We start from the raw sequence: 11,246 nt of genomic DNA, 5'->3' as shown, positions 1-11,246 counted from the left end.
GATTCTTCTCGCCTTGAACGCAACAAAAGAGAGAACCAATCTGATTCTCTCTCGTGCTTAATTATTAGTCAACCCACTACAGTTGACAAAGAGCCGAAAAATAACTGAAGGTATAATAAAAGAGCCTGGAACAAGATGTCCCAAACTCTTAATCAACTCAAATTAGTTGTAGATTTTGAATGCGTCATCGTCGTTTTGACCAACGAATGGCATTGCTTTACGAAGTTCTGCACCAACTTTTTCGATTTCAAGCTCTGCAGCTTCTTTACGGTAAGCTTCAAGACGTGGACGACCAGCTTTGTAATCGTTAACGAAGTCTTCAGCAAATTTACCTGATTGGATGTCAGCAAGAACTGCTTTCATGTTTTCTTTAACTTGTTCTGTGATCACACGTGGACCTGAAACATAGTCACCAAATTCAGCAGTGTTTGAAATTGATTGACGCATTTTCTTGAAGCCACCTTCGTAGATAAGGTCAACGATCAATTTCATTTCGTGAAGAACTTCGAAGTAAGCCAATTCTGGAGCATAACCTGCTTCAGTAAGCACTTCAAAACCAGCTTCGATAAGGGCAGTCAAACCACCACAAAGAACTGCTTGTTCACCGAACAAATCTTCTTCAGTTTCTTCTTTAAATGTTGTTTCAAGAAGACCTACACGTGCTGAACCAACACCTTTAGACCATGACATAGCGATATCTTTAGCGTTACCAGTTGCATCTTGGTAAACTGCATAAAGTGCTGGTACACCAAAACCTTCTGTGTATGTACGACGTACAAGGTGACCAGGACCTTTAGGTGCACACATGAATACATCTACATCTGAAGGAGCTTTGATGTATTCAAACAAGATGTTGAAACCGTGAGCAAAACCAAGTGCGTTACCAGCTTCAAGGTTTGGAGCGATTTCTGATGCGTAAAGATCAGCTTGGATTTCGTCTGGAGCAAGGATCATGATAACATCAGCCAATTTAGTTGCTTCTGCTACTTCATAAGTATCGAAACCATCTTCTTTAGCTTTATCGAATGATTTACCAGCACGAACACCGATAATAACGTCTTGACCTGAATCACGCAAGTTTTGAGCGTGAGCGTGACCTTGTGATCCGTAACCGATTACGGCGATTTTTTTACCGTCAAGAGCGGCTACTTTAACGTCTTTTTCGTATTCCATTGTTACTGCCATAGTAATATATCTCTTTTCTAATTTATTTCTGCCTTTTTAGGCTATGTTTAACAAAATTGAGGGAATCTTAAGAGAAATCTCTTGAGAAACCAGTTGCGCCCGTACGGGCAATATTTTGAATACCGTAAGGTTTAATCACTCGAAGAAGTGCTTCAATCTTATCGGCATCACCTGTTACCTGAATGGTAATAGATTTTGGTGCCACATCAACAACGCTAGCGCGGAATGGCTGAATAACAGCCAAAATCTCAGCACGTTTACTTGTTGGTGCAGAAAGTTTCACCAGAATAACTTCACGTTCAAGGTGAGGAATATCCGTGATATCACGTACACGAACCACATCAATCAAGCGATTAAGCTGTTTGATGATCTGTTCAACCTCTTCCAGAGAATCCACATCAATGATAATGGTAATACGTGAGATATTTGGCTCATCAGATGTTCCAACTGAGATAGACTCAATATTAACCTGACGACGAGACAAAACTCCAGTGAAACGGTTTAGAACCCCAGTTGAGTTTTGGAGTTTAGCTGTTAACATTCTACGCATTAAACTTCACCCCCAACATTTCACTATTTGACTTACCAGTCGGTACCATCGGATAAACATGCTCACGATTTGAAATGTTCAACTCAATCAACATTGGTTTATCTTCAGTAATCACTTTCAAATCTTCCTCCAAAGTATTCGGATCAGAGAATTGATAGTGAGCGATACCATAAGCTTCTGCCATCAATTGGAAATTAGGTTCAGCATCAAAAGTTGACTCACTACGGTGTTCATCGTAGAAGGACTCTTGCCATTGGCGCACCATTCCAAGTGAGTGGTTATTAACCAAGACAACCTTGATTGGAACACGGTAGCCATTCAAGATAGCCAACTCCTGGTTGGTCATTTGGAAACCACCATCACCAACAAAGAGAACAACCTCTTTGTCTGGATTTGCCAATTTAGCACCAACTGCTGCTGGAATACCAAATCCCATTGTTCCCAGACCACCTGATGTGATTAGCTGACGTTCATTCTTATATGGATAGAACTGAGCAGCCCACATTTGGTGTTGACCAACGTCTGTAACCACGATAGCTTCGCCATTAGTAATCTTACCAATCGTTTCAATGGCATGCTGTGGTTTAATGATTTCTGTACTGAAATCATAAGAAAGCGGAGCTTTTGCCTTATTCGCTAAAACTTCCTCAGTCCACTTGTCATGACGAGTCTTAACTGTTTCAGCCGCAAGCAAAATTTGCAGAGCCTCTTTAGCATCACCAACCACAGGAATCTCAGTTTTAACCACTTTACCGATTTCTGCTGGATCAATATCAACATGGGCAACCTTAGCATTCTTAGCGAATGTCTTAGGATTACCAGTCAGACGGTCTGCAAAACGTGAGCCAAAATTGATGATGAAATCTGCATCGGTTAGAGCCATATTAGCTGCATAAGAACCGTGCATACCACCCATACCGAGCGATAGAGGATTTTCAATTGGAACAACACCCAAGCTCAACAAAGTTGAAACAACAGGAATGTTGTAACGTTCTGCAAAGGCTGTAACTTCCTTAGAAGCACCTGCATAGTTAACACCACCACCTGCAATAATCAAAGGTTTCTTAGATTTTTTCAACTGAGTCAAGATCTTAAGAACCTGTGGTTCATTAGGTGAAATAGTTGGTTGATAACCAGGAACGTTAAGCGTTGGATCATAGATAGAAGAAACTTTCTTCTCAGTGATATCCTTTGGAACATCGATAACAACTGGACCAGGACGACCTGTTGTTGCAATGTGAACAGCCTCAGTGATGATTCTTGGAATATCAGCTGTTTCACGAACCTGATAATTGTATTTGGTAATTGGCATTGTGACACCGATAATGTCTGCTTCTTGGAAAGCATCCTTACCGATACCAGGTGTCGCAACCTGACCTGTGAAGACGAGCATAGGAACACTATCGCTCATACCATCCGCAATACCTGTAATGGCATTAGTTGCACCTGGTCCACTTGTTACCAAGGCAACTCCAATCTCACCAGTAGATTTAGCAAAACCTTCTGCCTCGTGGAGAGCACCTTGCTCATGACGAGCCAAGATATGCTTAATATTATCCTGATTGTAAATCGCATCATAGAGTGGCAGGACAGCACCACCTGGATAACCAAAAATGGTTGACACACCCAAACGATGTAGAGTCTCTAAAATTAAGTCAGCACCAGATGTCGATTTTTCTAATTCAATTTTTTTCACAAGGTCCTCCTTTACATATATTTTTCAAATTTTCGAAAAATTCAAATAGCTTATTACTATAATAACACTTTAAAAATATAAAGCAAGTCTATTTTTAATTGATTGCGCTTTCATTTTATTTTATCTATCATTTCATGTGAGAAAGCCAGATTTCTTCTATATAAATAGAAAAGAGAGATCCTTAAAAAAGAATCTCTCTTATTTTATTCTACACTCATCAAGTATGGATAGACAGGTTGATCACCTTGGTGAACATCAACTTCTACATCTTCATAAGTTTCTTCTAGGTATTCTGCTAGGCTTTCAGCCAATTCTTGACTACCTTCTTCACCAACATAGATAGAAACAATTTCACTATCTTCGTCAATCATTTTTGCGAAGGTTGCTTTAAGAGCCTCTTCCATATCTGGTGTTGAAACAAGGATTTTACCATCAACCATACCTAGAATATCATTTTCATGAATTTCAAGGCCATCGATACTTGTGTCACGAACTGCAAGTGTCACGCTTCCGCTAACAACGTCTGAAAGAATGGCAGTCATGGCTTCAACGTTAGCTTCCAATGACTTACTTGGGTCAAAAGCAAGCAAACTTGTAAACCCTTGAGGTACTGTACGTGTTTCAACAACTGCAGCATTAACCTCAACAACTTCTGCTGCTGATTGAGCAGCCATAAAGATGTTCTTGTTATTTGGTAGGATGATAACATTCTTAGCATTAACCGTTTCGATAGCTTTGACAATATCTTCTGTTGATGGGTTCATGGTTTGACCACCTGAAATCACATAGTCTACACCTTGTGATTTGAAGATATCTGATAAGCCTTCTCCAGCAACAACTGCAATCAAGGCGAAGTCTTTAGCTTCCTTAGCGGCTTCTTCAGCAGCAACTTTCTCAACTTGAGCTTCGTGCTGACCACGCATATTATCAACTTTAACCTTAACAAGGGCACCGTATTTAAGACCTTCTTGCATAACAAGACCTGGATCTTCTGTGTGAACGTGGACCTTAACAATCTCATCGTCATTAACAACAAGAAGTGAGTCTCCAAGACCGCTCAAGTAGCCTTGGAATTCTTCATAGTTAAATTCTTTAACATAGGTAGGACCTTGTTTAAGGGCAACCATGATCTCAGTACAGTAACCAAATGTAATATCTTCAGTAGCCACATGACCAACAACTGACTTGTGGTGCTCTGCATTGATCATTTCAGACATATTAGCTGGTGTTGCTTTAAAGTCTTCTGAGGCGATATATTCACCAGTAAGTGCTGAAAGGAAACCTTCATAGATGAAGACAAGACCTTGACCACCTGAGTCAACAACGCCAACTTCTTTCAAAACTGGGAGCATGTCAGGTGTTTTAGCAAGCGCTGCTTTGGCACCATCAAGAGCTGCACGCATAACCTCAGTCGCATCGTTTGATTCTTCTGCCTTCTTAAGCGCAGCTGTTGCTGCTCCACGTGAAACAGTCAAAATAGTACCTTCAACAGGTTTCATAACAGCCTTGTAGGCCACTTCTACACCTGATTGGAAGGCATTAGCAAGAGCTTTTCCATCAAGTTCTTCTAAATCTTTGATTGATTGACCAAAACCACGGAATAATTGTGATGTGATAACACCTGAGTTACCACGAGCTCCCATCAAAAGACCTTTTGAAAGGATTTGTCCAACTTCACCAACAGTATTGGCTGGCTTGTCAGCAACTTCTTTTGCTCCATTATCCATGGTCATACCCATGTTTGTCCCTGTATCTCCATCTGGAACAGGAAAGACGTTAAGCGAGTTTACATACTCAGCTTGCTTTCCAAGACGTGTAGCAGCAGCCTGCACCATTTCTTGGAATAAACTTGTTGTAATATTTGACACTAATCTTCTCCCACAACTTTGATATTTTGCACATAAACATTAACCATATCAGCTGTAATACCGAGTTGGCTTTCAAGATTAAATTTAACACGTTCTTGAATGTTTTTAGATACTTCACTGATTTTAACACCATAAGACATAACAGTGTAAACATCGACAGAAATACCGGCATCTGTTGATTTTACGACAACACCTTTTGCGTAGTTTTCTTTGCGCAAGAGGGCTTGGAAGTTATCCTTGATCGTACTTTTACTTGCCATACCTACAACGCCAAAAATTTCCGTTGCTGAACCTCCGACAACTGTTGCAATAACGTCGTCTGATAGTTCAATCTGACCATCTTTTGTATTAATTTTTACAGTCATAATTACTACCTCAAAAAGTTTTTATCAGTTTATTTTATCATATTCCTAGACACTTGTAAAAAACAAAGGAAGAATTTCCTTTGAAATGTCAAATTTTAGGCACAAAAACTCTAAGCAGGCGATACCTGCTAACTCATGACAGAAAAAGAAATTCGTCATATAATTTAGGTGAACAATACAAATCCGTGGTCTTTAATAGGGCTTTGCCTAGCCTGTACAAAAAACTGGATGAATAAGAGTCATGAGATAACTCAAATACGCCGTCAAGCGTGAAAATAAAATTACTAATAGCCTCTTATTCAATTGTTCAAATTTTGAATAGGAGGCTTTTCATATGGAAGTCATGATTGAAACCTGTTGTGGTATCGATGTCCACCAGAAATCTATTGTTTGTTGTATCCTAGATGGTCCACTTGATACCAACAAACCTAAGAAAATCCAGAAGAAATTCGGAACAACAACTGTCGCTCTTCAAAAGGCTCTAGCTTGGTTAGAGGAAAACCATGTTACCCACGTCTTCTTTGAATCCACTGGTCAATACTGGATTCCTCTCTTTAATATTTTCTCTGACTCTGATTTAATCCTGGTTCTAGCCAACCCGCAACACATCAAGAATGTACCTGGACGAAAAACTGATATGAAAGACGCCGAGTGGATAGCACAACTGGGGCGCTGTGGTTTGATTGAACCCTCTTATATTCCTAGTCCTGAAGTCATGCAGTTACGTCTACTCACTCGTCGCTTACGTTCTTATAAACAACGTCAAACACAGGTTAAAAATGAAATTCACAACCTTCTCCAACGGGCTAATATTAAACTAACCAGCTATCTGTCTGATATCTTCTCTAAGACAGGACAAGCACTTCTAACTCTATTCATCACTGGTGAGACAATTGACTGTGATAGTGTTTCTGCTTGTATTCATAAACGCATTAAGGCAAGTCCTGAAGAACTTATTGAAGCTATGAATGGGAAACTGTCCCTCGAAGACCGTTTTCTCCTGGATCAGAGTTTAGAAGAATATCGAATGTATCAAGTATTGATGGATAAATTGACGAATGAAATCCAAGCTTACATTGAAAAGGAGTTCCCCTGAAGAAAACAAGCTACTTCAAACTATTCCTGGAGTGAGCGCCATCTGTGCTGCCACTGTTTTAGCTGAGATTGGACCAACTATTGACGCTTTTGAAACAGATGGGCATTTAGCTTCTTGGGCAGGACTTTGTCCTGGTTCGTATGAAAGTGCAGGCATTAAAAAATCCTCGCATATCACGCAAGGAAATCGCTACCTCAAACAAGCATTGACTATGTCTGGATTGATTGCGGCACACTCAAAAGACCCAGCTTTTTCATCTCTTTACAACCGAATTTCCCTAAGAGGAAGCAAGGTGAAGGCTGTTATTGCTTGTGCTCATAAAATCCTCAGAACTATTTACAAACTACTCTCAACCCACCAACCTTATCAAAATGAAAAGGCACTAGGACTGAGGCAACAGTTCTAATGCCAATTTTTAAAATAATTCATGTAAATTATAGCACAGGAAGTAACTTTTTGCGCTTTTTTTACTGTTTTTTTCAAATAAAAACAGCCTTTCGGCTGTCCTAGATAAAATTAAACGCGTTCAACTTTACCTGATTTAAGCGCACGAGCTGAAGCCCAAACTTTTTTAGGTTTACCGTCGATAAGAACAGTAACTTTTTGAAGGTTTGGTTTAACTGCACGTTTTGTTTTGTTCATCGCGTGTGAACGGTTGTTTCCTGAAACAGTTTTACGACCTGTAAAGTAACATACTTTAGCCATTATTATTTTCCTCCTACGTAGTATTTTAACGGATGTGCTAGCACCACATACCTTAAAATTATATCATACCGTCTATTGAGATGCAAGAAGTTTTTCTATTTTCTTATGAGATTCCTTTTTCAAATAGCGGAGCTTTCTTTGATAGAATGGAAAATAAAAAAGATCTGCCCATACGGACAAACCTTTTTAATACTGTTTCAGCTCAAAATTAAGCTTTGTTTGCTGAATAGGATATATAATAGGAAGATACTTCTATAATCTTGTTTAGCATTGGTATTAGTCTAAATTCAAAGCGTTTAAAATTAAATCGCTTGTACCTAAAATTCTGTATAATTCTACCGAAGTTGAGTATTTTATGAGTATTAAGCCTGATACTCAATTGCTATCTGTTCTGATATTTGAATAATTTTAGGGTACATGATACAATGTTACAAAAAGGAGAAGTTTAATAATGGAATTTCAAGTCAGAGTTTCTAGTGAATGTTTATTATATCTTACATTACTTAAAGAACTATACTCTAAGGATACCTCGGGAAATATCACTAGAGGACTAATAATAACTAGAGCATTTGAAGAATCTCAAGCAGTTACTAACTGGCTTGAGATTTATGAAGATAAGCACTCTATACCACTTAATGATTTAGAGTACAAGCAAGGATATGGTACCAAGATAAAAGCTGAAATTAGTGATTCTGTTAATAGAGCAATACGTGACCTGAAATTAGAACTTCCAAAATACCTACCTACCCGCTCAGTGACTATCGGTGTAACAGTAAGATTAATATGCAAAGCTGCACTATTATTGAATATGAACGAGAAATACAAAATTAGTGCATCTAGGTCACTTGACGAAGAATTTCAAATTTTAGAAAAAGAGTTAAAAGAATTAGTTGCTCCAATAAATCACGAAAAACTAGAAAATATATTATTAAAATCTAAATATAATATCCAGTCGAATGTTAAATAGCATTCGATTTTTTATTTTATTTTTATTTTGTACACTAAAATCATTTACAAAAGGAACTTTTCTTGTTATACTATCATTGTAAATAATTTTTCGGGTTTTGTACCTCAGAAAGGAACTTCTATGAAATCTAATATTGCTATCGCAAAACAAGAAGCATTACGTCGCCTTCAACAAATGGAAGAGCGCTTTCAAAGAAAATTAAATCCTAACATTAGGAAATATTTTTCAGAAGATAGGCTCTACTACTCTTATTTAACTGCTGGAGGAATAATTGGCAGTATCGACACTATCTCATACAACCCTGAATATGAGAATGTAGTCAGGGAGTTTGAAGAAAGAAGAAACAAACTGGTTTATCACGTTATTGAAACTGGTAATTCACTTGCTTTACTTTACGTTAGCCTACCAACCTCTGATTTAAATAGGGAAAAGCTATTGGGGGAATGGGAAGAAGAAATGCTTTCAGATGATAACTCGGTACTCGCTTACGTCCATAACTTTGTTGAACCTAGTTTTTCAGAAACAGGGTACATTACTATTGATACCTTCGCAGATAGCGGAGCACTAATTAGAATCGCTTAAAGGAGAAAAATAATGAGTTTTACAGTCTCTCAAAAACAAGGTCTAACTATTGCAACTTTTAATATCCAAGGGAAAAAGGTGAATGATAAGCATAAATCTACCGACTTTCAAAATTATGCAGGTTATAATTTTGAAAAACTATCTTCTGAACTAAGAAAGATGAATATTAGACCCAATGTCATCTCTCTGACAGAAGTTCATATAGTTGACCTTCGAAAATTCAATCAGGATTTATATAAAGAAATCAATAAGGTTAATTATAAAATCTTTACACCTAAATCATGCACTCTTAATAAATCTTGTTATAAAACAAGTCTCGGAACCTGTATATTAGTTGAAGAAAACATTGCAAAGGATTTTTCTTTGTGTGATGCAAAAATTGTAAATAAAGTAATGTTTCATGGAAAGTCTTGTGATATCAGAGAATGTCGAATTAAAAGTAATGAATTAGAAGTGGTATCTCTATATGTTAAATCGGGGCTGTCAAAAAATGATAAACAGTCCAAGGAAACACTTACTCGTCTTACTAAAGAAATGGACTCTAAATTAAGTTCTTCAAATAAAGTTGTATACCTCGGAGATTTTAATTTTAATCTGAATCATTTTGACTTTGCAGTTGATTTCTTAGATACTGTACAAGATTTTAAAAACCTAGTCAAAGACTATGAACCTTGGTACTCTAAATACGAATTTTCTGATATTCAAAATTTATTTACTCATATTAGAAAGGATGGAAAGAAAGTTAAATTAGATTATATTATTTCTAACTTAAAGGTACAAGATTACTTTTCTTCACAAACTATACCTAATTTCTCTGACCACAAATTACTTGTAGTCCTCTTTAAAGATGAAAGATAGGAGAGCAATATGTTGTTTTTTAATCATAATCGAGAACCCACAATCAGCCTAACCCAAAGAAATATAAACTGGGTCTTTTATGCCAAGTGCCTAAAATACTTAGTTTATCTGTTTTTAGTAATTTCATTTTTAAATTTATTAAGTGCTATTTCATTTAGTAAACTTATCCCCATGCTGCTACTCTCTTTGTTAGCTTGGTTTACTTACAAGCTAGAACACTGGGTAAAAAATAGATTTCAGCTAAGAGATTTGTTACTTTATTTTTTACGTTCTAATAGCCTCTTTAAGGAAGAAAAAATAGGAGATAAATGGGTAATTACCTCCTCTGCCATAATGAGTTGGAAACAGTCCGATAACAAACTAATTATAGTAGCTATCAAACAAGGGGATAGTTACAGCAAAAAATTAGAATCCCTAGATGTTGAATTATCTGCCCTACTTGATCTCCCTCTTGAAACCAAAATAATCCGACCTAGCATAGTGGAATATCATTTCTTTACTGTTCGTCCTACTAGACTTCAAACATCTAAGTTAAATGAACAACCTACTAATCCTATTAGCATAGATTTAGGCTATGGGGTAGTTTACAATCCAGTAGAATGCCCACATATTTTAATTGCTGGTGGAACTGGTTCAGGAAAGTCTATCCTAATTTCTTACTTACTACTAGAATTTTTGAAACGGAAATCAGAACTATACATAGCAGATCCAAAAAATTCTGACCTTGGGAGTTTATCTCACTATCTAGGTCAGGATAGAGTTGCTACCTCTCTTAATAATATTGCTAGAATCGTCCGATTAACCGTTGAAGAAATGAATAGGCGATATGAATACATGAGAGAAAACTTTAGGTATGGCTCAAACTTTACTGACCATGGATTCAATATGACTTGGCTAATTTTCGATGAGATGGGAGCTTTCCAAGCCTCTGGCACAGATAAAAAGTCAAAAGAGACTATAAATGAAGTTATGGACGGAATTAAACAAATTATTTTACTCGGAAGACAGTCAGGCATTTTTATCCTTGTATCTGCTCAACAGGTTAATGCCGATACACTAAATACCGACCTTAGAGATAACCTAGGATTACGCATAACCCTAGGAGCAAACTCTTCCGAGGGCTATCGCATGGTCTTTGGAACTGCTACACCACCTGCAAAACAGCCTATTGAAGTAAAAGGTGCTGGCTATCTCTACATGCAGGGTTCTGGAAAAGAATCTGCTGAATACTGGGAAAGTCCTTATTTAAACCCAAAAGAATTTGATTTTATAGCAGAACTACAAAAACATACTAAGATTAGTAGTGAGGAAATCTCCGACGGGAGAGAGTATTCACTACTTTTTCTTTGTGTTAAAGTAGAGGTGTCTTGTTAA

12 protein-coding genes are annotated in these 11,246 nt (G+C 37.4%); 6 read left to right on the top strand and 6 right to left on the bottom strand.

Annotated elements, in window-relative coordinates; all coding sequences use genetic code 11:
- Positions 1-162 precede the first annotated feature (162 nt).
- The 5 genes from ilvC to JOC28_RS09560 form a co-directional block, all read right to left on the bottom strand.
- Positions 163-1,185: a ketol-acid reductoisomerase gene (gene ilvC, locus JOC28_RS09580; RefSeq protein WP_205010470.1), complete on the bottom strand. Its 1,023-nt coding sequence runs from the start codon at positions 1,183-1,185 to the stop codon at positions 163-165.
- A 67-nt stretch (positions 1,186-1,252) separates the two neighbouring features.
- Positions 1,253-1,735, bottom strand: a complete 483-nt coding sequence (gene ilvN, locus JOC28_RS09575; RefSeq protein ID WP_205010469.1) for an acetolactate synthase small subunit — start codon at positions 1,733-1,735, stop codon at positions 1,253-1,255.
- Positions 1,728-3,431 carry an acetolactate synthase large subunit gene (locus JOC28_RS09570; protein WP_205010468.1) on the bottom strand — a complete coding sequence of 568 codons (1,704 nt, stop codon included), beginning with the start codon at positions 3,429-3,431 and terminating at the stop codon, positions 1,728-1,730. The genes ilvN and JOC28_RS09570 overlap by 8 nt, the downstream gene beginning before the upstream one ends.
- A gap of 203 nt (positions 3,432-3,634) precedes the next feature.
- The gene (locus JOC28_RS09565; protein WP_205010467.1) at positions 3,635-5,299 is read right to left on the bottom strand and encodes a DAK2 domain-containing protein; all 1,665 of its coding nucleotides are present in this window, start codon (positions 5,297-5,299) and stop codon (positions 3,635-3,637) included.
- On the bottom strand, positions 5,299-5,664 hold the full coding sequence (locus JOC28_RS09560) for an Asp23/Gls24 family envelope stress response protein (RefSeq protein ID WP_205010466.1): 366 nt from the start codon (positions 5,662-5,664) through the stop codon (positions 5,299-5,301). The genes JOC28_RS09565 and JOC28_RS09560 overlap by 1 nt, the downstream gene beginning before the upstream one ends.
- A 334-nt stretch (positions 5,665-5,998) precedes the next feature.
- Between JOC28_RS09560 and JOC28_RS09555 the strand changes: the two genes are divergently transcribed.
- Positions 5,999-6,760 carry an IS110 family RNA-guided transposase gene (locus JOC28_RS09555; RefSeq protein WP_205010465.1) on the top strand — a complete coding sequence of 254 codons (762 nt, stop codon included), beginning with the start codon at positions 5,999-6,001 and terminating at the stop codon, positions 6,758-6,760.
- Positions 6,723-7,166: a transposase gene (locus JOC28_RS09550; RefSeq protein WP_205010464.1), complete on the top strand. Its 444-nt coding sequence runs from the start codon at positions 6,723-6,725 to the stop codon at positions 7,164-7,166. The genes JOC28_RS09555 and JOC28_RS09550 overlap by 38 nt, the downstream gene beginning before the upstream one ends.
- Before the next feature lie 110 nt (positions 7,167-7,276).
- Here the strand turns inward: JOC28_RS09550 and rpmB are convergent, their stop codons facing one another.
- The gene (gene rpmB / locus JOC28_RS09545; RefSeq protein WP_006146171.1) at positions 7,277-7,465 is read right to left on the bottom strand and encodes a 50S ribosomal protein L28; all 189 of its coding nucleotides are present in this window, start codon (positions 7,463-7,465) and stop codon (positions 7,277-7,279) included.
- A 451-nt stretch (positions 7,466-7,916) separates the two neighbouring features.
- Here rpmB and JOC28_RS09540 point away from each other — a divergent pair, with 451 nt between their 5' ends.
- The 4 genes from JOC28_RS09540 to JOC28_RS09525 all read left to right on the top strand — a co-directional run bounded on the left by JOC28_RS09540 (position 7,917) and on the right by JOC28_RS09525 (position 11,246).
- Positions 7,917-8,432, top strand: coding sequence for a hypothetical protein (locus tag JOC28_RS09540; protein WP_239548950.1), 516 nt, complete (start codon positions 7,917-7,919; stop codon positions 8,430-8,432).
- Between the two features lie 120 nt (positions 8,433-8,552).
- A complete protein-coding gene (locus tag JOC28_RS09535) occupies positions 8,553-9,014 on the top strand; it encodes a hypothetical protein (RefSeq protein ID WP_205010463.1) in 462 nt (153 codons plus the stop codon).
- Positions 9,015-9,026: 12 nt separating this feature from the next.
- On the top strand, positions 9,027-9,872 hold the full coding sequence (locus tag JOC28_RS09530; protein WP_205010462.1) for an exonuclease/endonuclease/phosphatase family protein: 846 nt from the start codon (positions 9,027-9,029) through the stop codon (positions 9,870-9,872).
- 9 nt (positions 9,873-9,881) lie between these two features.
- Positions 9,882-11,246 (top strand): type IV secretory system conjugative DNA transfer family protein, encoded by a 1,365-nt coding sequence (locus tag JOC28_RS09525; protein ID WP_205010461.1) that lies wholly within the window; start codon positions 9,882-9,884, stop codon positions 11,244-11,246.

It is taken from the genome of Streptococcus loxodontisalivarius, assembly GCF_016908645.1.
GTDB classification, from domain to species: Bacteria; Bacillota; Bacilli; order Lactobacillales; family Streptococcaceae; genus Streptococcus; species Streptococcus loxodontisalivarius.
Note: the sequence above shows the minus strand (reverse complement) of the source record. Positions and strands in the feature narration are given on the sequence as shown.

Coding starts and splice junctions, on each gene's coding strand:
- ilvC (WP_205010470.1), bottom strand. CDS start 1,185: ATGGCAGTAACAATGGAATACGAAAAAGACGTTAAAGTAGCCGCTCTT.
- ilvN (WP_205010469.1), bottom strand. CDS start 1,735: ATGCGTAGAATGTTAACAGCTAAACTCCAAAACTCAACTGGGGTTCTA.
- JOC28_RS09560 (WP_205010466.1), bottom strand. CDS start 5,664: ATGACTGTAAAAATTAATACAAAAGATGGTCAGATTGAACTATCAGAC.
- JOC28_RS09555 (WP_205010465.1), top strand. CDS start 5,999: ATGGAAGTCATGATTGAAACCTGTTGTGGTATCGATGTCCACCAGAAA.
- JOC28_RS09550 (WP_205010464.1), top strand. CDS start 6,723: ATGAAATCCAAGCTTACATTGAAAAGGAGTTCCCCTGAAGAAAACAAG.
- rpmB (WP_006146171.1), bottom strand. CDS start 7,465: ATGGCTAAAGTATGTTACTTTACAGGTCGTAAAACTGTTTCAGGAAAC.
- JOC28_RS09540 (WP_239548950.1), top strand. CDS start 7,917: ATGGAATTTCAAGTCAGAGTTTCTAGTGAATGTTTATTATATCTTACA.
- JOC28_RS09535 (WP_205010463.1), top strand. CDS start 8,553: ATGAAATCTAATATTGCTATCGCAAAACAAGAAGCATTACGTCGCCTT.
- JOC28_RS09530 (WP_205010462.1), top strand. CDS start 9,027: ATGAGTTTTACAGTCTCTCAAAAACAAGGTCTAACTATTGCAACTTTT.
- JOC28_RS09525 (WP_205010461.1), top strand. CDS start 9,882: ATGTTGTTTTTTAATCATAATCGAGAACCCACAATCAGCCTAACCCAA.